The sequence below is a fragment of the Embleya sp. NPDC020630 genome (assembly GCF_044334985.1).
Lineage (GTDB): Bacteria > Actinomycetota > Actinomycetes > Streptomycetales > Streptomycetaceae > Embleya.
Window position 1 is genome coordinate 38,467 of the sequence record NZ_JBIRUB010000009.1, and the last position, 25,295, is coordinate 63,761.

18 protein-coding genes and 1 pseudogene are annotated in these 25,295 nt (G+C 71.2%); 5 read left to right on the forward strand and 14 right to left on the reverse strand.

Features of this window, described 5'->3' with window-relative positions; all coding sequences use genetic code 11:
• Positions 1 to 32: 32 nt before the first annotated feature.
• From ACH4XV_RS28250 to ACH4XV_RS28265, 4 genes are read left to right on the forward strand one after another with little or no spacing between them, the layout of a single operon-like run.
• Positions 33 to 1,793 (forward strand): type IV secretory system conjugative DNA transfer family protein, encoded by a 1,761-nt coding sequence (locus ACH4XV_RS28250; protein ID WP_395794525.1) that lies wholly within the window; start codon positions 33 to 35, stop codon positions 1,791 to 1,793.
• Positions 1,790 to 2,479: a DUF4913 domain-containing protein gene (locus ACH4XV_RS28255; protein WP_395794527.1), complete on the forward strand. Its 690-nt coding sequence runs from the start codon at positions 1,790 to 1,792 to the stop codon at positions 2,477 to 2,479. The genes ACH4XV_RS28250 and ACH4XV_RS28255 overlap by 4 nt, the downstream gene beginning before the upstream one ends.
• 40 nt (positions 2,480 to 2,519) lie before the next feature.
• Positions 2,520 to 3,107: a hypothetical protein gene (locus ACH4XV_RS28260; RefSeq protein WP_395794529.1), complete on the forward strand. Its 588-nt coding sequence runs from the start codon at positions 2,520 to 2,522 to the stop codon at positions 3,105 to 3,107.
• A 35-nt stretch (positions 3,108 to 3,142) separates the two neighbouring features.
• Complete coding sequence (locus ACH4XV_RS28265; protein WP_395794531.1) at positions 3,143 to 3,499, forward strand: hypothetical protein; 357 nt, start codon at positions 3,143 to 3,145, stop codon at positions 3,497 to 3,499.
• Positions 3,500 to 3,586: 87 nt separating this feature from the next.
• Here ACH4XV_RS28265 and ACH4XV_RS28270 read toward each other — a convergent pair whose 3' ends face one another.
• From ACH4XV_RS28270 to ACH4XV_RS28335, 14 genes and pseudogenes are all read right to left on the reverse strand, one after another.
• Positions 3,587 to 4,663, reverse strand: a complete 1,077-nt coding sequence (locus ACH4XV_RS28270) for a transglycosylase SLT domain-containing protein (protein WP_395794533.1) — start codon at positions 4,661 to 4,663, stop codon at positions 3,587 to 3,589.
• Positions 4,664 to 4,758: 95 nt separating this feature from the next.
• Positions 4,759 to 7,221, reverse strand: coding sequence for a DUF3488 and transglutaminase-like domain-containing protein (locus tag ACH4XV_RS28275; RefSeq protein WP_395794535.1), 2,463 nt, complete (start codon positions 7,219 to 7,221; stop codon positions 4,759 to 4,761).
• Positions 7,218 to 8,426: a DUF58 domain-containing protein gene (locus ACH4XV_RS28280; RefSeq protein ID WP_395794537.1), complete on the reverse strand. Its 1,209-nt coding sequence runs from the start codon at positions 8,424 to 8,426 to the stop codon at positions 7,218 to 7,220. Before ACH4XV_RS28280 ends, ACH4XV_RS28275 begins: the two co-directional genes overlap by 4 nt.
• Positions 8,426 to 9,448: an AAA family ATPase gene (locus tag ACH4XV_RS28285; protein WP_395795057.1), complete on the reverse strand. Its 1,023-nt coding sequence runs from the start codon at positions 9,446 to 9,448 to the stop codon at positions 8,426 to 8,428. Before ACH4XV_RS28285 ends, ACH4XV_RS28280 begins: the two co-directional genes overlap by 1 nt.
• A gap of 230 nt (positions 9,449 to 9,678) precedes the next feature.
• Positions 9,679 to 11,988: a hypothetical protein gene (locus ACH4XV_RS28290; protein WP_395794539.1), complete on the reverse strand. Its 2,310-nt coding sequence runs from the start codon at positions 11,986 to 11,988 to the stop codon at positions 9,679 to 9,681.
• Between the two features lie 262 nt (positions 11,989 to 12,250).
• Positions 12,251 to 13,750 (reverse strand): hypothetical protein, encoded by a 1,500-nt coding sequence (locus tag ACH4XV_RS28295; RefSeq protein ID WP_395794541.1) that lies wholly within the window; start codon positions 13,748 to 13,750, stop codon positions 12,251 to 12,253.
• Positions 13,751 to 13,976: 226 nt separating this feature from the next.
• The gene (locus tag ACH4XV_RS28300; protein WP_395794543.1) at positions 13,977 to 15,416 is read right to left on the reverse strand and encodes a hypothetical protein; all 1,440 of its coding nucleotides are present in this window, start codon (positions 15,414 to 15,416) and stop codon (positions 13,977 to 13,979) included.
• An 836-nt stretch (positions 15,417 to 16,252) separates the two neighbouring features.
• Positions 16,253 to 16,867, reverse strand: coding sequence for an endo-1,3-alpha-glucanase family glycosylhydrolase (locus ACH4XV_RS28305; protein WP_395795059.1), 615 nt, complete (start codon positions 16,865 to 16,867; stop codon positions 16,253 to 16,255).
• A gap of 70 nt (positions 16,868 to 16,937) precedes the next feature.
• Positions 16,938 to 17,708, reverse strand: a pseudogene (locus tag ACH4XV_RS28310) (DNRLRE domain-containing protein); the annotation flags it as partial.
• Positions 17,671 to 18,594 carry a hypothetical protein gene (locus ACH4XV_RS28315; protein ID WP_395794545.1) on the reverse strand — a complete coding sequence of 308 codons (924 nt, stop codon included), beginning with the start codon at positions 18,592 to 18,594 and terminating at the stop codon, positions 17,671 to 17,673. The pseudogene ACH4XV_RS28310 and the gene ACH4XV_RS28315, both read right to left, overlap by 38 nt.
• 202 nt (positions 18,595 to 18,796) lie before the next feature.
• On the reverse strand, positions 18,797 to 19,528 hold the full coding sequence (locus tag ACH4XV_RS28320; RefSeq protein ID WP_395794547.1) for a hypothetical protein: 732 nt from the start codon (positions 19,526 to 19,528) through the stop codon (positions 18,797 to 18,799).
• 140 nt (positions 19,529 to 19,668) lie between these two features.
• Entirely contained in the window at positions 19,669 to 20,748 is a 1,080-nt protein-coding gene (locus ACH4XV_RS28325; RefSeq protein WP_395794549.1) for a glutamate-cysteine ligase family protein, read from the reverse strand.
• Between the two features lie 212 nt (positions 20,749 to 20,960).
• Positions 20,961 to 21,896 carry a hypothetical protein gene (locus ACH4XV_RS28330; RefSeq protein WP_395794551.1) on the reverse strand — a complete coding sequence of 312 codons (936 nt, stop codon included), beginning with the start codon at positions 21,894 to 21,896 and terminating at the stop codon, positions 20,961 to 20,963.
• Entirely contained in the window at positions 21,893 to 23,308 is a 1,416-nt protein-coding gene (locus ACH4XV_RS28335; RefSeq protein WP_395794553.1) for a VWA domain-containing protein, read from the reverse strand. Before ACH4XV_RS28335 ends, ACH4XV_RS28330 begins: the two co-directional genes overlap by 4 nt.
• Before the next feature lie 576 nt (positions 23,309 to 23,884).
• Between ACH4XV_RS28335 and ACH4XV_RS28340 the strand changes: the two genes are divergently transcribed.
• On the forward strand, positions 23,885 to 25,099 hold the full coding sequence (locus ACH4XV_RS28340; RefSeq protein ID WP_395794555.1) for a glutamate--cysteine ligase: 1,215 nt from the start codon (positions 23,885 to 23,887) through the stop codon (positions 25,097 to 25,099).
• Positions 25,100 to 25,295 lie beyond the last annotated feature (196 nt).

The following is a 25,295-nucleotide window of genomic DNA, read 5'->3' on the forward strand; positions in this document are numbered from 1 at the left end:
GCGACCGTCGTGCCCGAGACAGGAGGTAGCACATGAGCGCCACGCAGAAGCGCAGAGGACCCAACGTCGAACTCGAGGCGCTGGTCTTCCTGTTCGGCCTGATCGCCCTGGTGGCGGTGCACGTGATGGCCTGGTTCGCCGCCTCCTGGGGCGGCGGGCCGACCGAGCAGCCGGGCGGCAACCCCCTTGTGCTCGGGGTACGCCTGGCCACCGATGACTATCGGTGGCCGGGTGCCGCGGCAACCGTGTACCTGAGCCTGCAACTGCTCGCCGTGCTCGTTCTGATCGGCATCGGATGGTCGGTGTGGAACAAGACCAGGGGCCGCAGCGAGCGCATCGACCGAGCCATCCGCTACCTCGCCTCGCCGCGCGAACTGCGGCCCTCCACCACGCCCGAGGTCCGGCGTACGGCGGGGAAGTTCGGCCTCGACAAGGACACCACCCCCGGGGTATTCATCGGCAAGACCGTGCGCGGCGGCAATGAGCTGTGGGGCTCGTGGGAGGACATGCACGTCGACATCTGGGGCCCGCGTACGGGTAAGACGGCGACCAGGGCGATTCCCAACATCGTCGCCGCCCCCGGGGCCGTGGTGGTCACCTCCAACAAGCGCGACGTGGTCGACGCCACCCGCGCCATCCGTGAGGACATGGGCACCGTCTACATCTTCGACCCGCAGAACCAGGCCGGTGGCAAACCGGTGTTCTGGTGGAACCCGCTCACCTACGTCGGCGACAGCATCGTGAAAGCGGTCAAGCTCGCCGCCCGCTTCGTCTCCGTCAACCGGCAGGAACACGCGCGCAGCGACGCCTACTTCGAGCCCGCCGCGCAGGACCTGTTCGCCAACATGCTGCTCGCGGCCTCGATCGACAAGCGCCCGATCACCGACGTCTACGTCTGGCTGACCCGCCCGACCGACGACACGCCCGTACGCATCCTGCGCGAGCAGGGCCACCGGATGCCCGCCGAGGCCGTGGAGTCGGTGATCGGACAGCCCGATCGCCAGCGTGCGGGCGTGTACGGCACGGCCATCCAGATGGCGTCCTTCCTGGTCGCCGAGAACATCAACGAATGGGTGACGCCGGGCAGCGATCCCAGCCGGCCCGAGTTCGACTACATGGCCTTCGTGCGATCCCCGTCGGACACCCTGTACCTGCTGTCCGAGGAAACCAACAAGATCGCCGCCCCGCTGGTGATGGCACTGACCACGATCCTGGCCGAGGAGGCGGAGAACTACTCCCGCGACTCGCCCAACGGACGCCTGCCCATCCCGGCCCTGTTCGTGCTCGACGAGGCCGCGAACGTGTGCCCGTGGAAGGCCCTGCCCGACAAGTACACCCACTTCGGCTCGCGCGGCGTCATCGTGATGGTCATCCTCCAGTCCTGGGCCCAGGGCGTCTCGGTCTGGGGCGAGAACGGTATGTCCAAGCTGTGGGGTTCGGCGAACATCCGGGTCTACGGCGGCGGTGTCTCCGACGTCTCCTTCCTGGACAACCTCGCCAAGTCCGCGGGCGTGTTCGAGCCGCGGACCACCTCCACCAGCCACAAGTTCGGCGATCACCGCGGTATCAGCCGCGCCACCCGCGCCGAGGCGGTGCTGGACGCGGCCGACCTGATGTCCATGCCGCGCGGCAGGGCCTTCGTCCAGATCAGCGGCTCGCGGCCGACCCTGGTGCGCACGGTGCCGTGGTGGGAGACCGCATACGCCGACCGGATCCGGGAGTCGATCGCCACCTACGACCCGTCCCAGGTGATGGTGGCGGCCAAGGTGAACATGGCGAAGGCCGTGGGATGAGCGGCGAGCTTCCGGACGACGACGTCTGGGGACAGGGCGACGCTCCCCGGCGGCTGCGCGAGAGCGTCGCGCCGACGGACGCAGCCGCCCGGTCGGCCCCGGCCCCGAGCGTGCCGCGCGACCCGGCGCCCGAGCCGGACCCCGACTTCGACGACGAGGAGCCGGAACCGGAGTTCGTCTTCGAATCGGTCGACGCCTTCGTCGTCGAATACCTCGCCAAGGTGATCGAACGGCGGCTCAACCGTTCCTCGCTGATGTGGTGTTCGGGCTGGTGGCGGCACCCCGAGGCGGTCATCCGGCTCACCGCGATCTGGCGCGCCTTCGAATACCTGCGTCACGACGCGGCGTTGGGGATGTCCAACTGGTGGCTCCAGCACGCCGATCCGCACCTGCGCGTGCTGATGGACCCGGAGATGGGCCCGTTCGTCGCCTGCGACCCGCGGGAGGGTCACACCGACCGCCCCCTCGCCGAACTGCCCCTCGAGCCCTCGCCGCCCGAGATGTGGGACGACCCGGCGTTCCGCGTGGCGCCCCGCGACCCCGACGCGACCTGGTACGACGAGGCCGCCCCCGACGCCGACGAGGACATCGAGGCCGACGCCGAGGCACCCCCGGAACAACCGAAGATCCGCAAGGAGCAGTACGACCTCCAAAAGGGCAAACTCAACCGGGTCGGCGGGCCGTGAGCCGCCGCGGACGCCCCAGTGGTGACAGAAGGGATGAGCGATGACCCAGGCCGTCGAATTCGGCCCCAACGGTGGCCCCCAGTCGATCGGCGACGCGGTCGCCACCTTCCAGCCCATCGTCTCCGCCGTCTCCAAGCGCCTTGACAAGGCACGCAGCTTCCTGAAGAACAAGCGCAAAGCACACTACAAACCCATCACCGCGGCGGCGCGGCGCGTGGCGACCAACACCGTGGACCGGGCCAGAACGGCGAAGTTGTACGCGCAGAACTCCGGGATGCGGGCCGGCGCTCGTGCCTACCGCAAGTTCGAGAACCAGGCCAGGAAGGGCGACTCGAACCAGGCCAAGGCGCGCATGCAGGCAAGCCGCAGCCGGGCCCAGATCATGCTGCTCCAGGACATCGCGGCCGGCAACACCCGCCGGTTCGCCCCCGGACTCCAGCGAAGCAGCGCGGCCCGCCGTCAGGCCGCGGCAGCGCGCAAGGCCGTCCGGTCACGGCAGAAGTCGGCCGCCGCGCGACGCAGGGCGGCCGGGTTCGCCGCGGATGCGGCGCCCGCGCGCGAGCGGCTGCAGGAACTGATGCCGCACGGCCGGGTGCCCGAGCGGGCGCGCGAAGCGTTCAACCTATAGTGGCCGGATGATGGAGTCCCGGGCCGGGAGGCGACGTGAGTAAGCAGAGCGGGCCGTCGGCGAACGAGGCCAACCCCTGGACCGCGGACGCGAGTCGGGGGGTGGCGGCATCGCCGACGGCACCCGGGTCGAGCGTGTGGTGGGGGAGGGGCTTCAGTCCGCTGGGCATGCGCTCCGGCGCCCGGTCCGGGGCGGGCTCATCCGCGCCGGACCCGAAACCGCGCGGATTCGACCCCGTGGTGCAACCGCTGGTGACGCCGAAGTCCTACCGTGAGCAACTGGGACAGGACGGCCTGGCCGAACCGCTCGAGCGAAGCCTCGCCGGCGGCGGTACCCGGGGGCCGACTCGCGCGGAGGGCGCCGTCCGCGAACACGTGGCCCCGGTGCGCTGATCGGCCGAGCCCCGATCCGCGCCCGCGACAGACGTCGACGCTTCGGCGAGCCGCATGGCTTGCCGAAGCGTCCCGGATCCGGGTCTGCTACTTGAGCGACTTCAACCGGCGCGGCTCGAACGGCCCGTGCCCCTGGAAATACGGGTAGGGGATCTTGCGGTAGACGGCGCCCGAACCGCCCGCCTCCTCGTACGCCCAATACGAACTCCGAGCGTCGTCGACCCACTTCTCGAACAGCACGACGTGCCCTGAGTTGCCCGCATCGGAGTCGAGCAGGATGTCGCCCGCCGTCAACTCGTTCTTCTGGATGGCCACGGTCATCCCGGTCATCGTGACCGTGGTCGGACCGGCCTCCACCCCCCAGGCCATGGTGACGAAGCCCGAGCAGTCGGTCCGGTAGTACTGCTTGGTCTTGCCGTCGGCCATCAGACCCATCTTCGTGGTGCCCTGGTCGTAGGGTATGTGCGCGTCGGTCCACACCTTGGCCCGCGCCAGGATGGCCTGCCGATCCGCGCCCACGATCGCGGGCACCCCGTTGCCGGCACCCTTCAGTGAATACTTCTCCCTGGCCAAGCGGATGATCTTGTCCGCGTAGTCCCGGGGTTTCATGTTCTTCGGGTCTTCCAGGTCCGGCATGCCGTCCGAGGCGAACGTCGTCCCCGCAGGCGGGCTGACCCAGACGTAGGGGCCACGCAGATAGCCCGCGAAGATCAGATCGGGCATCTTGAGCTGGTCCCCCGGCCGGACGTTGGGGATCTTCCCTTCCTCCTGGAACTTGCGGATCTTCTCGGCGATCGAGCACAGGTAGTCACCGATCGCGATGATCGCGTCGGCGGGGTTCCCGACCTCCTTCTTCCCGTCGCCGTCGCCGTCGCGGCCCGCGCCGTTGCCGTCCTTTCCCCAGGTGTCCGGCATGAACTGGCCAAGCCCCTGGGCCCGGCCCCGGTCGTCGTTCACCTCCGGGGGGTCCCAACTGGTCTCGGTCTCGATCAGCGCCGCCACCAGGGGCGCGGTCAGGTCGCTACATGCCTTGCCGGCCCTTTCCAACTGGGGGATGTACTTGCGGTACTTCTCCGGGATCGAGGACGGATCCAGCGAGTCGCTCGAACCGCCCCGGATCATGGTCGTGGCCTTGTCGACGGCCAATTGATCCAACCCCGTCACGGAGCATCCCGCCAACGTCACACCCGCGAGCACGGCGGCCAGTGATGCCGGCCCCCTTCGCCGGACCGCGCGCGCTCGCGAACCGCCCCCATCGCTCACTGTCCCCACGCCCGTCGTCCCTTCGAGAAACCCCATACCGCGACGACCGTGCCCGGTCGCCACCGGGCGAGCGCCCGCCGGCGGCGCGAGGCGGCGGACGCCTCGCGGCGCACCGAACCGGCCACGACCGCCCACAACTCCCACGCGTCGTTCGCCTCCGCGTCCGTGGCGACCCGGTCGCCGTACGCGCAGTCGTTGACCAGATCCGCCAGCGCCGACAACCGGGTGCCGACCTCCTCGGGCAACAACGCGCCGCCGAGCACCGCGATCTCGCGGGCCGTGGACGCGCTCGCGGCGGGTACACCGGCCGCTCGGCCCAGTTCGCCGCCGATCGACTGCCAGGCGGCCAAGAGGCGTTCGTCGGCCGGCTTCGCGCGCCGTCTGCGCCGTTCCAGGTACGGGACCGCGGCGCCCGCCGCGAGGTATCCGAGCACCAAGAGCGCGCCGATCGCCGCCGGCAGGATCCACCAGGCGAACCCCGCGTCCGTACCCGAACCGGAATGCTTCGCCCGGTCGTTCGGCGCGGCGCGGTGCTCGGTGCCCTCGATGCCGGCGTCCGCCTGCTCCCGGGAGACTTGGGCCGGCGGTGCCGAGGCCGGCGTTCCGGGCTGCGCGACGTCCTGACCCGGTGCCCGCTCCCGCTCGCCCGACTCGCCGCGCCGGCCCGGGGTCGGGGAGAACGGAACCCATCCGGCGCCGGCGAACTGCACCTCGGGCCACGCGATCACATCGCCCGCGCGCACCTCGCGGACCCCGCCGCCGACGTCGGTGCCCGCGGAGAAGCCGACCGCGACCCGGGCCGGCAGGCCGAGCGAGCGGGCCATGACCGCGAACGCGGTGGCGAACTGCTCGGACGTGCCGACCTTGCCGGACTCCAGGAAGTACTGGAGATTGCGATACGAGTGGCCGGGCGTGGCGGCGGTGTCGTAGCGGTAGTTGGTACGCAGCCAGGTCGCGAGTCGAAGCGCCTGCTGGTACGGGAAACTGCTGCCGGCCGTGGCCTCCTCGGCCAGTCGGCGAAATACCGGCAGGGCCGCGAAGGGCTCGCCGCCGGCATCCCGTTCCGGCAACGCGGTGTCCGCCGGATTCGCGCCGACCCGGAGGAACTGGAGGCGGTTGGGGTCCGGCACCGGGATCCGCGCGTCGAACTCGTAGCGTGTTCCCGGAGTCAACCGCCGGTGTGCGATCACCGCGCCGCTGCCCGGGTCCACCGAGATCTCCGGGCCGCCGGCCGGATGCACCTCGCTCGGCCGGTCGGCCGTCGGCAGCCAGATACCGCCGAGTTCGCGGATCGTCACCTGGTGCGACTCGCGCAGCTTCGCCACCGCGTGCGTGTCGGCCTCGTCGGGGATCCGGCCGGTGGTCGGCCGCAGATCGACCGAGGGCGCCCAGCGCACCCCGTCGTACGTGTCGAACACGGCCAGCCGCCAGGTGCGATCCGCCGGCGCCGGTCCCGCGACGGTGAACAACGGGCGCTCGGGGGTCTGCAACCACGCGGAGATGCGATCCAGGGGACTGGCACCGCTCACCCGCAGATCGACGGGCGGGTCGACCAGTCGGTGCAGGTCCGGCGCGGCCCGCCGATCCGCGCCCGGGAGCGCGGGACCCACCAGACCGGCGAACAGCGCGCAGGCGAGCACCAGCGGCACGCCCACCGACAGGTTCCGCAGCGACGACCCGCGCCCCGGACGCCGCGACGACAGCAGCAGGCCGATCGAGCCGACCAGGAACATCGACGCCGCGACATTGTCGCCGGGACCGCCGACGCCGAGCACCACCGGGACCGCGAACAGGACCAGCGCGGGCAGAGCCGGGACGACCACCGTGCCGGTGCGCAGGGCCAGTTCGGCGCCCGCGAAGGCGGCGAGCCAGACACACGCCGCCGGCAGAACCAGCAACCGCGCATCGCCGGCCGCCGGCGCCACCACGCCCAACACCGCGTGCGGCGCGTCCAAGAGGTCCCGGCCGATGTCGCGGATCAACCCGGCGCCCGGCAAGACCCCACCGACCGCGCCCGCCCGAAAGAGCGTCGCGGACATCGCCGCCAACCAGCAGACGACCGTCAGCACGAGCGACGGCCACAACGGCCGAGTGACCCGCGGAGCGGAAGCGGCCTTAGCGGCGGTCGACTTCGCGGCGTCCTCGGCGGCGGCCCGAGTCGGCCGCGAACACAGCACGGACAGCAGCACCGGGGCGAGCGCGCACGGCACGATCACCGGCAGCAGGTCGCGCGGTTCGAAGATGCGGACGAACGCCGCACCGACGGCGAGCGCGGCCATCATCACGGGCACCAGGGACCGAAGCGCCCGGCGCCGCGCGTCACGCCACGCGCGCTCACCGGCGGTGGAGGCACCCTCGGGCGGGGCCCCGGCGGCGGATTCGTGGAGCCTCACCGCCGGTTCGCCCGTTTCCCGGGCATCTCGCGGGCGCACCGCGAGATCGTCGACAATGATGGTCACCGGGATATCTCCTTGCGCCACGCCACGGCCATCTCTTCCAGGCCCGACACCCGGATCTGCGCCACCCGCAGCACGTTCGGGGTCGTGCCCTCGGCTCGCCCGGCGCCGTTTCGGCCGCCGTCGGGCGTCGTGGGCGGGACGCTGCGGATCAGCAGCACGCGGTCGAAACGGCCGCCGATCCGATCCAGTCGAGACAACCCCGGTGTGTCGACGCCACCTGTGATCACGACCAACGTGTCGCCGGCCGCGGTGCGTTCGACCTCGTCGAAGGCCGCCGACAGGGAGTGGTCCTCGCTCGCGGAGACGTCGGCGAGCAGGTCCAACCAGTGCTCGGCGCCGCGATGATCGCCCACCGGAGCGGGCAGCGCGCCCCTGCCGGTCAACACCCGCAGGGGGAAGTTGTTGCGCGCGGCGGCCAGCGACACCGATGCCGCGATGTCGACGGCGACCTCGAACGCCTCCTCGCACGCGTCGCCGTCCGATCCCTCGGCGTAGGCGGCCGACCCGGTGTCCAGGACCACCGTGGTCTGCGGCAGGCTCACGTCGATCAGCGTGCGGACCATCATCGTTCCCGTGCGCGCGGTCGAACGCCAGTGCACCCGGCGCAGGTCGTCGCCCAGGACGTACTCGCGCAGCGAGTGGAAGGTGAGTGTGCCGTCGTCCGCGGTATCCGAGTTCGGGCCCTCGAGGTGGTGTGTGCGCCCGGCCGGCAACGACGCCAGTGCGACGGTGCGCGGACGCACCAGCAGTGTCTCCAACTCGCCGTGCCGGCGCGAGCGCCGGGTCAGGCCGAGGGGATCGCCGCGCACCAGGTACATCGGGCCGATCTCCACCCGGCCGCGGCGATGCGTAGGCAGTGCGTAGCGCGCCCGCAACTCGCCGCCGGCCGGTACCGCCGGCAGATCCACGGGGGGAATCACCAGCCCCGCGACCCGGTCCTCGGCGCGCAACCCGCGCAGCGCCCGCCGCCCGGTGTTCGCCAACGTGACTCGGCCCTGGGCGACATCACCGCGCGCGACCTTGGCCGGCACCACCTCGCGTACGGCGGCCACGGAGGAGCGGCGCATCGTCCAGAGGGCCGCAACGGCCACCGCGAGCAGTGCGGCGACGCCCAGGACCACCGCCTCGCGGTAGCCGAGCCCCCACCCGACGCCGGCCAGGAGCACGCCGCCGGCCAGCACCCCGCGACCGCTGGACGACAACATCACCCGTTCGCCTTCGACGCCGTCGCGGCCGGGACACTCACCTGCGCCAGGACCTCGTCGAGCACGCCGGCGGCGGTGATCCCGCTCAACTCGGCCTCCGGCGTGAGCAACAGACGGTGCGTCAACACCGGGCCGGCCAGTGCCTTGACGTCCTCGGGCAGGATGTGGCCCCGACGCTGCGCGGCCGCGCGCACCCGGGCGGCGCGAACCAGCGACACGCTGCCGCGTGGTCCGGCGCCGAGGCGGGTGTACGGCGACTCGCGCGTGGCGTGCCCGATCCGTACCGCGTACTCGACGACCGACTCGACCGCCTTCACCCGGGTGCGGGCGATCTGTACGAACTCCTCGATGTGCCGGGCCGTGGCAATGGTGGGCAGCGAGTCGATCGACGGCGCGCCGCCGGTTCCGGAGGCGACCGCCACCTCGGAGCGCAGGTCCGGATATCCGAGCGACATGCGCATCAGGAACCGGTCCAACTGGGCCTCGGGCAGCGGATATGTGCCCGACATGTCGACCGGGTTCTGGGTGGCGATCACCAGGAACGGGCGGGGGACCGGGTGCGCGACACCATCCACGGTCACGCGCCCCTCCTCCATGACCTCCAAGAGCGCGGACTGGGTCTTGGGCGAGGCCCGGTTGATCTCGTCGCCGATGACGATGTTGGCGAAGATCGGTCCGGGCAGGAACTCGAACGTGTTGGTCGTCTGACGGAAGATCGACACGCCGGTGATGTCCGACGGCAACAGGTCGGGGGTGAACTGCACCCGCTGCCAGGTGGCGTCGAGCGAAGCCGACAGGGCGCGGGCCAAGGTGGTCTTGCCGGTGCCGGGCACGTCCTCGATCAGCAGGTGCCCCTCGGCGAACAGGCAGATCAGCGCCAGTTCGATCTGCTCCCGTTTGCCGACGACCACCCGCTCGATGTTGTCGGCCAGGGCCGTGAAGCACTCGCCGAACAGGGCGAGTGCGTCCGGGGCGGGGAACGCGGGGGCGGTTCGACGATCGTCGTTCGTCGTCGAGGGCATCGTGGTCACGGCGCTCCAGGTCGTTCGGCCGGCCGCCCGGTGCCGGGGCGGTCGTGGAGGAGGGGTGGGGCTTGCCGCGTCGTGGCGCGCGTGCAATCGCCGAGGGGGTCGGGGAACGCGTTGGTGCCCTCCGTACAGGTCCGGAGGGCACCGACGCGAGTGGGGTGATCCGACGCGTGGTCAGGCGTGGCGCGTCGGAACGAGGATCGGCGTCGGGGACGGACCCGGCGCTACTCGCACTGCCAAAGGTCCGACGACGAGAAGGTGCCGCTGCTGGAATTGGGGGTGCGGATGTAGAGATCGCTGACCCAGCCCGTGGCGGGTTCGCCCGTACCCCGGAAATCGACCTTGTCCCAGATCGAGCTGCTCACATTGGTTCCTGTTCGGACCTGGTGCTCGCCCTTGACCTGGCAGAAGACCTTGATGTCGCCGACGTAGCTGCTTCCGATGTAGCCGGCTCGTGAGGTACCCGCCACCGAGGGGCCCGTTCGGATGCCGATCGCGATGTTGTTGTTGATGTTCGGGCCGACCTTGTAGGTCCGAGCGGGTGGTGTCAGATCCAGTCGCCCGGTGCCCTTGGCGCTGGTGCCCGCCTCGTTTCGGGCGGTCACCGTCACGTCGTAGGCGGCGCTGTTCTTGAGTCCGGTCACCACGTGGCTGCCCTGGTTGGTCGTCGTGCTCTTGCCACCGACGGTGACCGTGTAGGTCGAGCCGGCGGTCCCGCTCCACTTGATCGTGCCGCCGTGACCGCCGGCCGCGGGCGTGGCCGCCGTCACCTTCGGCGCGGCGGGCACCACGCACGGGCGTACGGCCGTGGAGGCGGTCGACTTCTTCTCGACGCCGTCGGCGAACAGCGCGGTGACGGTGAAGCTGTACTCCGCCGCGCACTGGCCGCCGGTGACCTTGAACGAGAACGGACCCTTGCCGCCGACGGTCACCGGCTGCGCCTTCATGCCGTCCTTGAGGCCGTCGATCCGATAGCTCTCAGGGGTCGCGCCCTGGGAAGGGGAGAACGTGACCGTGATGAATCCGGCCCCGGAGGACGCCTTGGGTGATCCCGGCGCGGTCTGCTTGGGCGGATCGGGGGTCTTCGTGGCCGGAGGCGAAGACTGCGACGCACTCGGCGAAGCGGACGCGGTCGGGGTACTACTCGCCGTGGCCGTGGCCGTGGCCGTAGCCGTGGCGGTGGTCGTAGCGGTAGCCGTGGGCAGCGGCGGCGCGGTGACGGTGACGGTCGTGGTGGGCTCGGGCCTGGAGGTGGCGCCGCCGCCCTGGGTCGGCCGATGCGTGGGCGTGCCGTCGCCCGGCCGGTCCTTGCCGTCCCCCTCGTGGTCCCGTGTGTCGGGGGCGGGCGGGACGTTGCCCCGCCCCGGGTTGTCCGGACGCTGCCGGTCGTCCGGCGGCGGCGTCGTGGGCGGCACGCTCGGCGGCACCTCGTCCCCGGGGACCGGGTCGCCGCCCTTTTCGTCGTACTTCTTGACCTGGTGCAGCGTGCCGTCGCCGTCCACGACCACCGCGGCGGCGTGTTTCTCGTCGTTGACCCAGAGCAGACCGTGGTGGACGAACGTCTCCAGATCGCCGCTGACCCCGGTGACCTTGACCGGCGCCTCCAGCTTCGCCTGCCGCGTGTCGTAGACGATCAGCGAACCGGCGGTCTTGTCCGCGACGTAGACCTTGGCCCCCAACACCTGGGGTTCGCCCAGGGAGTTGTCACCGGTGCCCAGCGGCACGGCGGACACCTTGCCCGCCGCGATGTCCACCAGGACCAGCGTGCCGTTCGCGCTGCCGAGAACCGGCAACACCTGCCCCTCCGTCCGGCCGGGGATCACCGTCTTGTCGGCCCCGCCCTTGAACACCTCCGACGGCAGGGTGACGGTGCGGTCCACGCCGTTCGCGCCCAAGACCTTGGCGGCGCCGGCGACGGGGTCCACGACCACCGGGGTGTCGGCCACCAGCGCCAGGGTGATGGCGCTGCCGGGGTCGGCGACCTTGACCGGCGCGCCGGCGGTCGTACCGCGGATCGGAACCACCTCGCCGCGGGCGGGAATCGGGATCCACAGGGTGCCCTTGGTGTCCGCCTGGGGACGGCCGATCGCCTTGGTCCCGAGCGGAATCGGCGGTCCGAGCGGCGCGAGCGTGGTCGGGTCGATCGGCCGCACCACGGCGGTCGTGGCCTCCGGTGCCAGGCCGGCGTCGACCAACCAGGCCCGGTCGCCGCCGGTGAGCAACTGCATGCCGGCGTCGCCCATGTCCAGCGACAGCGGCGCGGTCAGCTGAGCCGGATCGATCCGGGTGACCTGGCCACTGGAGCGATCCAGGACCAGGACGGTCTCACCGTCCTCGCTCACCTGGTAGTCGGCGCCGGGAGCGAAGGGCAGCCGTACTCGACCGGTGACGTCGCCGGAGAGGCCGTTGACATGGACCATGCTGCCGTTCGCGCTCGGCAACCAGGCGCCGATGTCGGCGAGGTCGGCGTCGGCACCCGCGGCGCCGACGCCGATCACGATCGACGTCGCGATCAGCGATCCCGCGGCGGCCACGGCGACGACGGTCGTCGAACGTTCCCGGCCACGGCGCAAGGAGGCCACGGCCTGGGCGAGATGGCCGCGGGGCGAGTCGATCGAACCGGTCGCGCCGACGGCTCGACCCGAACGCGGCGCGGGCTCGGAATGTGCGGACTGGGACATGGATCCTCTTCCCGGAACAGGGAACGAATGGCAATCCTTGCTTTTGGCGTGACGCCGAACTATCCGAGTTGCGCGAAAGCGACGCGCGATGCGGACAGCGGCGGACGGCGAAGGCTCATCGACTCTTCGTGGGCGGAGGCGGGGAACCAGGTGGACGCGGCGGGTACATCGTGAGCGTCGTCAGCACCTGCTTGTTCGACTGCTCCCTGGTGGTCTCGAAGACCCCGACGCCGGACGCGGTCATCGCGACCGGGATCCGAGACCCCTGGGGCAGCGTGTCGATCGCCCCGGTGGCGACGTTCAGCGCCGCCAGTCCGGCGGTGCCCCGTTGGCGGTCCGCCGAGCTGCGGATGGTCCCGTACGCGATGCCGGTGTCGGATACGGAAGCCAATTCGACCTCGTTGTTACGGTCGTCCTGGGAGTGGCACACGGCCGTGCCGCGCATGTCCACGGCCAGCGGTCCCACGACGAGATAGCGGGTGTCCGGCGAGTGCCGCCCGACGAGCAGCGGGTGTTGGTCGTCCGGTTTGTCGTCCCGGGCGGTGCGACACGGCACCTGGGCCAGCGCGGCGCCGGTGATCAGGTCGTGCACGACGTACAGCACCTCCTGCGGCGTGTTTCCCTCGGCCGGCGTCCACCACGCCGCGACCACGGCCGTGTCGGTCACGCTCACCGGTACACCCAGGGCTCGTCCCTGAGGGGCGACCGAACCGCTGTTCCAGCGGCCGGCGACCTCGAAACCGCGGGCACAGGGGTTGGTGCGTGAATAGGTCGAGCGGCACCGCTCCGGCGGCGTACCCGGCTTCTGGCCGGGCGCGGCCTGCCATGTCTCGTTGAGCATGCCGGCCCAGGTGGGAAGCAGCGGGAACGAGAGCATCGAGCAGGTGGCGCCCAGCAGGCAGCGCCGTGAGGTCGGCCCGTCGACGCCGACGGGTGTGGACTCGCCGGTCTCCGGGTTCCACAGCACACCCTTGTCGATCGCACCGCGCTGCCGTGAGGAGGTGTCGTCGGGGAACAGCACCCCGCCGCTGCCGACCCTGGTGGGCACTTCATTCAGTCGTTCGCTCACGTCCCGCACCAGGTGCTGGTGCGGAGCCACGTCCCGACCACTGCTGGTGACCACGAAACTGTCCGTCACCACGACCCGTCGGGCCCGGACGAGTCCGTCCTCGGGGATCGTGCCCACGCGGACCAGCACGACGTACTCCACGTCGCGAATGGTCACCAGCGTCAGGCTCGGCGTGCTCTGGTCGCGCAGCGGGAGCACCGGCTTGGACCACCACCACACCTTGCCGTCGGACGCGCCGCGCGCGATCACCGCGGTCTTGGTCGGAGTCCGCGACTTGGCCTGCGCCGACGGGATGTCGCCGCGTCCGTCGACGCTGATCAGCGCGCCCACCTTCGGGGCCACCACGTACACGCGGTCGCGGACGTCGGCCTGCCAACCATTCGTCGTGTCGTACGGGGCCGGGACCACGAGCTTGGCCGCCTTCGCCGGTTCCGCGATGGGATTGCGCACCCTGGGGGCACCGGACACGGCGGCCGAACACGCGGTGAGCAACAGCGCCGCGGCGACCATCAGGATCAGAGGAAGGGGTGGGCGTCGGCGAATCACGGACTTCCGTTCCGGTCGGCGGAGCGACGGCGCTTCGGCGTCCGGGTGTTCGCCGGGACGCGTGGACGCGCGCGCACGGACGCGTGGGACCGGTGCCGCGCCGGCGCGTGAAGAGCCTAAGGCGCTGTCGTGGGCCCCGATAGGTCGGAAAGCGCGGAATCGGGAAAAGGGAGGCGGGTATCGGCCGACGGCGCCCCGGAGCCCACGGTGTCGTCGGACCCGGCGGTCAGCGGCCGGAGTTCGCTGGGCGGGCGGATCGTTTGGAGACGGGGAGCAGACCGGTGCGGGCGATGGAGGCGGCGTAGCCGCCGTCGACGCGCATGGCGTGGGGGTCCGATACGGCGCGGGAGCCGCCGGGACCGCGGGAGAGAGTGCGTACCGACGACACCCGCTGCGGGGGCGAGGCCGACGCGGCGGGTGCCGGCGGCGTGGGTGTGGCCCGGTTGTGGACCGGTTCGGTGCCGGGACCCGACGGCAGGGGGCCGAGTTGCGGCCGGCGTGGGGCGGTGGCACGTGTCGGGGAGGGGGCCGGGGCGGCCCGGGTGGGTTCGCCCACCGGTGGGGTGAGCGGCGCGGGTGGGGTGAGCGGCGCGGGTGGGACCTTCGGCGCGGGCGGGGTACTCGGCGCGACGGAGACGGTACCGGCCACGGGCATCGAACGGGATGCCGACGGGGGCCGGCGCAGGTGTGTCGAGTAGAGCGCGACCAAACGGGCCAGGAGGTGCCGCATCAGCTCAGCCATCGCCGACACCATGGGTGCGGCGAGCCGCCGGTTCGATCTCGCCCACAGTCCGCGCAACCACTCCCACCACACGCGAGAGACGGTGACGACGAACTCGCGGGCCCGGAGCGCGCCGGGCAGCTGCCGCAACCAGGGGTGCGCGCCGTCGGCAGCCGGAACCCACATCGGGGCCGGGCGTACGGGCGAGCCCGGAACCGTCCAGGCGATCGCCCCCTCGGCGATGCGCGTACCCAGGACCCGCAATCCCGGCTCCCCGGACAGCGGGCGGCCGATACCGATGTCCGAGGTCGGCACCAGCGCGTCCAGGCGGCGCAACAACGTATCGGCCTCGGGTGCCCGAAGCAGCACGGCGCCGTAGGCCAGGCCCCACAACTCGTCGAGCGCATATAGGGGTTCGGCGATTTGCTTCTGCCAGATCGCCGGGTCGACGATCGTGGCGGCCTTGTCGACAGGCGCGGGCGGGCGCCAGGTCGAGATGGGATCGCCGATCGTTGTGGGCTCGGCGGAGCGGTTCCGATCGAGAACACCGGTGAGGTCGCCGGCGTCGGCGGTCCCGGTCCAGGAGGCCGTCCAGGCCGCCGAGTCCGGGCCGAGCGCGCCGAGGGAGGCCATGTCCCACACCTGGTGCGCGACGGCGGCCTCGGCCGCGAGGGAGCGCAGGATCGAGCGCGACGCCCAGTCGGCCGCCGTGGACATCGTGGTCGCGGCGGTGGGGTCGGCCGCGGCGAGGGCGTCGAGGGCACCTCGCGCGGTCGGGAGGATCACCCCGTGTTCGGCGAACCGCTCTTCCAACGCCCGTAGTTCGCGCTCGGAGCGAATCGTCCCCGGCGTCAGCGCTCGCCGGATCCGGGCCACGGCCGTGTGCAGGGCGATACCCAACTCCGCGTCCAGGGAGGCGAGTTCGCGACCAAACGACTTGCCCATGCAGCCCCCGTCCGACCCATCGTTTCCGTGGTCGTGGTCCGTACCGCGCGCACCGCGCGTATGTCGCGCCTGTGCACCACGCCCACCCAGCATCCCACGCGGAGTTCGAGGATCGGGAGTCGTGGCGGGCCGACAAGCGCCAGAGCCGCTGGTCCTGCACGCCACATTCCCTCAGCCTGTGCGGACTTGGCCCGATGCGCGAGATGGCGCAGGCTGGTCGCATCGAAGGGCCTCGACCCGACTGCAGCGGGCGCTCGCCTTCGATGCGAACCCGACGGTTCTCCCGAACCTACCCTCGCCATCCTTCGGGAACGGAAGGAAATCCGACATGATTTGCTCTGCTTCGTCCATGGGTGGAGGCCGCGAAGGCCGCGGAGGCGGCACCCGAGGCGGTACTCGCACCGGCGGCACGAAGCCTCCGCAGAGCGTGCACCGGTCGGTCGAGTTCAGCGACCGGTCGGCCGATTACCCGACGTCCGCCGAGGCGGCTTCAGGGAACTGAGCGGTGCGGGCTCGGGCGACGGCCGGGCGTACCCCCTCAATGGCGCGGGGGAAACGTACCCTCCCGGCACTCGCCGCCCGAGCCCGCACCGCCCGTACCCGTACGGCATTCGGGGTCTCACCCCCGCCCGATCCCGTACGCGTCCACGACGGCCCGGATGCGCGACCCCCATCGCGCACCCGGGCCGTCGTGTTTGTGCGTTGCGGGCCGGCTCCGCAGTCGGAGTCCGTACCGTGCGAGGCTTTCGACGACGTGCCGAGGACAGCCCGAACAGGCGGCGGGGCCGGGCCCGTTCGGACCCGGCCCCGCCGGTCGTACTCCCTGCCGTGACGCGTCAGCCGGCGCCGGGCCGGCCGCTGCTCGTGCCTCGGTAGCCGAGATCCTGCGCGGCGAAGTCCTTCCGCACCACGTGTGCGGAGGAGACCGTGGCGACCGTGGCCGCACCGCGCACGACCGACGCCGAGTTGGTGCCATAGGCGAGCGGGAACAGCCTCGCCTGCACACCGGCGGCGGCCTGGTAGCTCTGGCCGGCGCCCCCGATCGTCGCGTTCACCGTCGCCGGGGCGACGAGGAACGTGAGCACCTCCACCGAGTCCCTGGGCGGGTCGGTCCCCGCCCTGGGGGTCATCAACTTCGTCTGACCGCCCGTCGGCCGGGCCGCGGCGAACTGCACACGATGCGTGAGATACGCCGTGTCCCGGGTGATCGCGGGCCACGCCCCGGTCTTGAGCCGGACCAGGTAGTAGTCCGAGATGTCGACCCAGGTGTGCCCCGAGTTGGCCGAGGGCGCGGTAATTGCGCTGGTAGTAGTCCTGATTCGGCTCCTTGTTGTCGAGGGAGGCGGGGTAGGGGGTGAAGTAGTGCGCGTACACCTTCTTGTCGCTCGCGCGCAGCGCCGCCGTGGACGGCATCTCGAAGGGCAGCGCTCCGGTGGTGGGGGCGGACGGATCGGTCCAGCGGACCGAGAGACGGGGAGCCTGGGCGGCCCCCGCGCGTGTGGACTGGAAGACGCCCTGCGCGCCCTTGGCCGCGGTCAGCGCGAAGGAGTACGACCCGTTGCCGGTGAACGTCGAGGACACGTCGATGGACCCGACCTGCCCCGCGGCGAACCCGTCGCGCGAGCCCACCTCGTCCCCGAACGCCGGCTGCCGGTTCCAGGTCAGCGTCTTCGCCGACCAGGAACCGGTGACCTTGTGCACCCGTACGGAAGTGTCGGTGGTCCGGGCCGAGTACAGGTCCAGACTCAGCCGCACGTCCCGGGCGCCCGCGGGCACGCCCGCGACGGTGAACCGCAGGAAGGCGCGACGCTCGGAGCGCGCGACCCCCTCGCAGGTCTCCGGACACACCGACAGCCAGGTCTGCGAGTCGTGGGTCTTGGCCGGAGCCACCTGACTCACATAGGCGTTCTCGGTGGTGGGCACCGTCGTCTTGGAGTTGTCCGAGTCACCCGACGCGACCCCGAAGGTGACGGCACCGCCGACCAACAGGAACGCGGGCAACACGGATTTGAGCGAACGAAATCGCAAGAGCCCTCCACGGTACTTCGAGGCAACCGAAGTCGACTTACCCGCGATCGGCAGGGGCTCGAATCCGGCCGGGACCCGGCACGGTCCGGCCTCGGAGGGGACACCGGCGCGGTACGACGACGGGAGCCTAGAGCAGGGTCCTCCGGGGTGCGAGGAGCGTCGGGGGATCCGCGTGTTCGGGATGTCGGGCCCGGCGCGGGCGTGTTCGGAGAGTGGGCCCGCCCACTCAGCGTGCGGTGCCGGGCCGGTGGGGGCCGCGTCCACGAGGGCGGCGGCCGATCAGCAGAAGTGCACCGACACCGGAGATCAGCACGGCCGCCGACGCCCCGGCGATCCGCAGTACACCGTCGCTCGCGCCGGTCTGCGCCAGTTGGCCGGGCACGTCGCCGGACGCGGGTGGGGTGCGCTGGTCGTCGGGGGGCGTCGACGCCGAGGTGGGTGTCGCCGTCCTGTCGGGTGTGGGCGTGGACGACGCGGACGCGGAGGCCGAGGGGCTCGGCGGCTTCGAGGTCGACGTGGTGGTGCTCGGCACGGCCGTCGTCGGCGGAACCGTGGTGGGCGGTGTGGTGGTCGGCGGCTTGGTGGACGGCTTGGGTGACGACGGCGCGCATTCCTTGCCACCGTTCCAACCGGCGATCAGGTCGGTCGGGAATTTCGCGTCGGGATAACGCGGCAGGGGATTGGCCTTGCCGTCGAAGATCTTGTCGTTGCCGTACAGATCGATCTGGCCGAAGCACGGCGGCGCGTAACGGGAGATGTCGAGAGCGGCACCGCGATGGGCACCGGTGAGGGATACCGTGCGCGATCCGAGGTATCGCTGCACCCCGGAGGTCTTCCAGGTGGGACCGTCCGCGCTGTACGCGGCGAGGGTGACTTTGTACGTGCAGGACTTGGCCACGTTGCCGGCGACGCGCACGTCGACCTTCGTGGCGAGCGAACCCAAAAGGCCCGCCCTGGACCAGGTCTTCCCGGCGTCGACGGACCATTCGATGGCGACCGACCCGCACGCCTTGGCGTCGTCGTCGGCCGCCTGGGCCGGTCCGGTGGTCGCGATGGTGGCGGCCAGGGCCGCGGCGCCGACGCCGAGGCCCGTGGCGATCCGGCCGGGCAGGCTTCGTCCGGCCGTCGTGTCGGTGTGACTTCGTTGCACTGTGTTGCTCCCCGGACTGGGTGAGGGGTGACGACTCGATCCATCGGCGGAGGGAGTCCGGGGGCAGGTTGGCGCCGCGCGTGCGTCCGTGGAAGGGCGAGTCGGTCACCCGGGACGGGTATACGCGCGGGTAGGAATCAAAGGACTGCGCTGTCGGGTGTCGCCGGGCGTCGGGTGCCCGGGTACCGGGGCGCGTCGGCGTTCAGACCATCCGGGCGTCGGCTCCTTCCGACAAGACCCGACCCACCCAATCCCGTACCGCCGCCCCGGTCGACGTGGCGTCGGTCGACTCGCGCCGGTCGAAGACCCGGAAGCGGGCCGTGTCGTCGGCCGCGAGCCGTTCGAACAGGACGGCCTTCTGCTGGAGTTGGGCCGGGTCGAGCAACTTTTCGTGGTCTTGTGTGCGCAATCGCTCGACCATGGCCTCCGGTTCGTCCACGTTGAGCAGGACGATGCCGGGGAGCGGTCGCCAATCGGCGACGGTCGCCAGGAACCGTCGCGCGCTGCGATGAGCCCGGTCGATGTCGTGGGGATGGCGGGTGACCGCGTCCTCGACGGCCGCCGTGTAGATGCCCCTCTGCTCGACGACGGTGCGCCCGGCTGCCAGGAACAGCCGGGCGGATTCGTAGCGATGGGTTTGCATGGCGATCAGCGTCAGGGTCTCCGAGGCGGAGCGTCCACCCCTGATGTACGGATCACCCCCGACCGCCTCGGCCAGCGCCATCAGCGTGGCGAAGTCCGGTCGGGCGTTCGGTTCGCGAGTGGATCCGACGAAGATGCGAGGAGGCGAGACGATCGAGCGCAACAGCGCGGAACTCACCTCGTACGCCTCGAGTCCCTCCACCCCCACGAGCAGTCCGGGGCGTCTGACGCGCCCACCCGTCGTGACCTTGGATTCGCGTTCCCGGGTAGGGCCTTGCGTTTTCTGTGGCATGGTCGAAGCCTGCGCCGAGACGAGCGTTCGACAATAGGCCGCGACGGGCATCAGCGGCGGGTAAACCCTTAGGTAATAAGGAAGTTCGCGGCGTTTGACCGCAGCGCCGGGGGGACGGTGGCCGCTCGTTCGGTGGTCGGCTACCGCACGACGGCGTCGAGAGCCGAAGGGGCATCGGGAGCCGGGGATCCGTCGAGGGCCGGCGAGGTGTCGGTGACGACCACACAGGCCATGGTCCGGGCCAACTCCCGGTCCACGACGGCGGACAGATCGCCCGCTCGGGCGGTGTCGCGCTGCCGCGCGGCCCCGGTGCCCTCCGTGAGTACCCGCTCGATCGTCGTCTCGACCCGGTCCAGGTCGTCGGCCTCGCGCAGGTACGGGGCCATCTCGGCCACCAGGGCACGGACCACCGCGGCCGCAGGACGTGTCACTGCGGCCACGGGGTCGATCAGGTCGTGCGCGAGCCCGAAGCGCGCCGCGTATCGGATCGCCCGGTGGGCGATCGCCGGCGAGGGTGCGGGAGGCGTCCGGTGCGCGACGACGGCACGCGAGGCGTACCGGTAGAGCGCGCGAAACACAGCGGCGATCGCGACGGTCACCTCGACATCGGCGCTGGCGTCACAGACGCGGAGTTCGAGCATGGGCGTGTGCGGCGACAGGCGGAGCGGGGAGTGCAAGGTCTCGCGGGCAGACTCCGTGGCCCCGACGCCGCCCCCGGTCGGCGTCGGGGCCACGGCCTCCAGACGGTGCCGGCGCCAGCTGGCGTGACCGGTGTCACGACCGGCCCAAAACGGCGAACTCGCGGACAGCGCCAACAGTGTCGATACGTGCGGCATGATCCACGCGATCGCCCGGGTCGCCGTCTCGCCGTCCTCGGCCTCGACACGGACGAACATGCCGCACGTGTGTCGACCGCCGACCGATTCCGCCGCGGCCGGATCGTCCCGACCGAGCAGGGGCGCGGTCCCGCCGGCCAGCGCACCCAGGTGCAGGCCCGCGGCGCGCTGTACCAGGATTCCCCGCAGGGCCACCAACTCGCCGCGAATGTCACCCAGTTCGTGGTGCGCGGAACCGACCATCCGGATCGTCGAAGCGGTGTCCCGATCCCCGATGAAGGCGCCGATCGGAAGTCGGTCCACAAGTCCGCGAGCCGACGGGACCACTCGTCTGGTGGCCAAATCGACGACGTGGAACTCCTCTTCGATACCCAGCTTGAGCACAGTGACCCCTTCATCGGCCTCGGCAGGAACGCCGACAGGGTCCGGGTACCCGTGTTCGCGGACCCCCGTCCCGTCGCCTGCCGCTTCGGACCCGTTCGATCGGCGTCCGGAACAACGGAGCCCATCGTCGCCGCGAGCCCGGCGGGGGCAAAAGGACGGGGTGGTTACCACGTATGGGTAAATCCTCCGGTAGCCCGGATGTTCGGTGCGGTTCAATCCGCCTCGGGCGGCGTGTCGGGCGGCCGCGGGGGCACGGCCGGCCTCGCGTGGGCACTCCACGGCGAGACGGGCACCGGGGCGGGCGCGGCGGACCGGCGCCGCAGCGCGTAGCCCCCGGCGGTGGCGACCAGGAACGCGGCCACGGTCCCGCCGACCGGGGCACCCCAGTCGGCGGCCGTGGACGACGCGTCGCCGCCGGGGGTCCCGGCCGTTTCGCGCGCGGACCCGGCAGCGGCGCCCGACGGGCTCCGGGTTGGCGGCGGCGCTTGCGTTCGCGCCCGTGTGTCGTTCTCGGGGTCGATCGGCTGGTCCGGGCGCCGGATGGGAGTGCCCTCCACGGACACCTCGAGCGTGATCGGGACGACGACACCGCGTTGGGGTCCCTGGGCACCCGAGATCGAGACCTGGATGTAGTACGGCCCGCGCAGCGCGTAGTGATCGTCCTTGAACTCCTTGAACGAGCCCTTGGTCCCGTCGAAGTTCTCGTACTTCTTGCCGTCTCCCACGGTCCACGCGCCCGAGGACACCTCCAGATGCGAGGCGCCGGGCCGGAGTTGGTTCGGCGGGGCGCCGGTGTTCGGAATGGCCTCGCGCAACGGGTTGTAGAGGTTGACGACGAAGCGCGGGCCCTGCTTGTGCGGGAAGTCGGCCGGAATGTCGACGGAACCCTTGACCGACAACTTCTGGCCCGCCTGCACATGCACACGCCAGAACAGGAAGTCGCCCACGACCAGGCTCTCCCGATGCACGCCGGAGAAGAGTGTGCCCGCGCCGTTGAACGAATAGCCGCCGGCGGCATCGGTCGCCGCGGGGGGTTCGGCGCCGGCCGCCGAGCCGGGCACGGCGATCGGCGCGATCACGGTCGTGACGGCGGCGAGGGCGGCGGCGGTGGAGGCGGCTGCGCGGCGGCTGCCCGGGAAACGGCTCACGGTCGGCTCCGACGGCGCGAGGCGCCGGCCACGAATGAGCCCAGAGCGCCGCCGAGCAGGAGCGCGGTGGCGATGAGGGCGACGGTGGTCGTGGTGCCGGGACCGTCGTCGGCGCCGGCCGCGCGGGCGGGTACCGGAGCACGGGAGTCGGAGTCGGTGGCTCCGGAGGGACCCCCGGCGTTCGTGTCGGCGGCGGTGGTGGGCGTGGGGGCCGGGTCGGGCTCGCCGCCGGACCGTGTGGCGTCCGCCCGCTTCGGATGGCTGATCAGAAGTTCGAGCAGGATTCCGCGTTGGGGGTCGACCTCGGCGCTGTGCGAGATGCGCAGACATCCGATGCCGTCCGGCGCCTTGGCGGTGCTGTGTGTGCCGCCGGTCGCGCCGGTGGTGACGATGTTGTTCGCCTCCAGGGCCACACCCTCGCTCAGGATCCAGCTCTGCGGCAGGTCCGGCGGACCCGAGCGGATGAACAGATGGGTCAGGAACGCCGAGTTCTCCCGGCCGTCCTCGTGGCGCATGCGCTCGGTGAAGATGGCGGTGGCGCCGATGGCCAGGTCCTCGTCCGGGTTCTTCCGGATCCGATACCAGAGGTCCCGGCTGGTGACGAACGTGTCGAGATACTGGCCGTCCTCGACCATCGGTGCGTCCGGGCAACCGGTCGTCGCGCCCTGTATAGGCCGTCCGGACGCCGTATACGGGGTCGCGGCCCGGCGGAAGAGGCTGGACATGTTCGCCACCAGCGAGTCGGTGTCCTTCGCGTCGGCGTAGGCCCCGCCGCCCGCGGTGGTGATGCATTTGAGCTGGTCGCGGGCCGCCCCGGAGACGTTGAACCCCACCGCGTCCACCGTCAAGCGGGTACCGTTCGCGGCCAACTCCTTCGCCACCTCGCACGGTTGCGGCGGCGCGCAGGTGTCCTCGCCGTCCGACACGAGGATCACACGCCGCTCGCCCTGCGTCCCGAGGTCGTTCGAGGCGGCACGCAAGGCGTTGCCGATCGGGGTGAATCCGACCGCGGTCAACTCGGCCACCCGCTGCCGGGCCGCGACCTTGGCGCCCGTGGTCAACTCTTCGACCGGTACCAGGAGCCGAGTGTCCGCACACCCCTGGACCTTGTCCGTACCGGCATAGGTCGATCCGTACACGCGGACGCCGACCCGGGCGGTTGCCGGAGCCGCGTCGATGATCCGGTTCACCGCCTGCTTGGCGGCCTCCAACCGGGTCTGCCCGCCGCCGGCGTCGTTTTGCTTCATCGAGCCGGACAGGTCGAGCACCAACTCCACCCTGGCCGGCTCCGGCGCGCCCTGCGGGCTCGGATCGGCCGCCGCCACGGAAGCGGACCCGCACAGCGCGAGGGACATCGCGCCCAGCGTCACGGCCGAGCAAGTGCGTAGGTATCGGATCACAGAGACGATCATGGGAGCCGGAACCTCCGATGCCAAGAGGGAAGGCCCATCGGACTCCCCGCACCGATCGTGGCCCGGCCCGTCCCGGGGGCCGAAGAACGTGGCGAACAGCCGGATCGCGCGAGCGGGGAGGCGGTGGCGCAACGGCGCACCCGCCGGTGGCGGACGGCGACGGGGTGGCGCCGAGGGCGAGGCTGGTGTTGGGTGGGCCCTGCGTCGTATCGGCTTCGGTGCCGGGTTCGGTTCCCGACCACAGGCCCAGAAGCGCCGTTGCTCAGCGTAAGACTTCTTGGACCCAGTGGGTCTTGGCAGCACGGTCACCAAGTCGCAGTCTTGTCCAACGGCCTTGCAAGCCAAAGGATTTCCGCCGCTTCGGCGGCCGGCCTGCGGCTGCGCCGACTTCGCTCGACCTCGGGGAAACCCCGACCGTCGAGGGCACGGGACAGTCCCGAGGCCACGTGGATCCGGCCGACGGAGCACACACGGGGGCGCAACACGTGCGGCCGACGCTCCGGGAGGTCCGGTGATCCGGGCGGTCCCGGTGGTCCGGCACCGGCCACCGTACACAAGACACATTCAAGGGGACGCATGTCGATTCGGACTGTGGGTGTCGAAGAAGAGTTTCACATTGTCGACCGTCGGACGGGGAGGCTGAGCCCGGCGGGTACGGAGTTGCTCGCCGAGCTCCCGAAGGCCGGTTTCACGGGTGAGGCCAAGGAAGCGTCCATCGAGACCAACAGCCAACCGCACCGCGAGTTGGCCGACTTGCGTGCCGACCTGATCGGCTCCCGCAGTCTGCTGGCCGGCGCCGCCGACAAGATCGGCGTGGCGGTGATCGCGTCGGGCACCGCGCCGCTGATGGACCTGGCGGACTCACCGCAGGCCCCGGGCGACCGCTACGCCTCGATCAAACGCGACTACGCCCAGGTGGCGGACGAGCAGGTGATCTGTGGGATGCACGTCCACGTAGGGATCGAGGACCGTGACGTGGCCGCGCGGGCGATGGCCTGGATCTCCCCGCATCTGCCCACCCTCCTCGCGCTGTCGGCCAGCTCCCCCTACTGGCTCGGCGCCGACACCGGATATGCCAGTTGGCGCAACATGCTCTGGCAGCGCTGGCCGTCGGCGGGGCCGGCCGACGGCTTCGCCTCGGCGCGGGAGTACGACGCCATGTTGGAAGGCATGGTGCGCTCCGGCGTGATCCTCGATATCGGCATGCACTACCAGGATTTGCGGCTGTCCTCGCATGTGCCGACGATCGAGATGCGCATCTGCGACGCCTGTCCGGACGTGGACACCTCCGTACTCATCGCCGTGCTCTTCCGCGCTTTGGTGCACCGCGCGATTCGAGCCGTCGAGGCCGGTGATCGAGCCCCGCAACATTCACCGGCGTGGTTGCGCGCCGCGACCTGGCGGGCCGCGCGTTCGGGCCTGGAAGGACAGTTGATCGATCCGACGACGATGGCCGGCGACTCCGCGCGCACGGTCATCTGGACATTGATCGAGAACCTGATGCCGGATCTGGTCGCGGCGGGGGACTTTGCCTTCGTACGCGCGGTGACCAAGCGCATGTTGGATGCCGGCAGCAGCGCCGCACAGCAGCTTCGCACGGCTGGTCCGTCGCCGAGGGCGGCGGTGGAATTGTTGCGGGCGCAGACGGTGGCGTTCGGGGAGATGCCCGGTGCGAGTACGGGTGCCGCCACGCGGAAGAAGCCTTCCGGCGGGGCGGGAGAGGCGGAGGAAGTGCATGCGAGCGTGGAAAGTGTGGAGCGGGTGAGCGATACACCCACTCTGGTTGCCTGATGAGGGAACGGGTGCACGGATTGCCGTGCACCCGTTTTTCGTATGGGTTTTGTGATGTGGTGGAGGGAAACGTCGAAGCGGGCGGGGGGGGGGCCCCCCCCCCGGCGCGCTTTAGTGAAAAAAAGGAAAAAAAAAAACACCAACCCCCCGCCCCCGGAAACCCGCCCCCCGCGGGGCCCCCCCCGGGGGGCCCCCC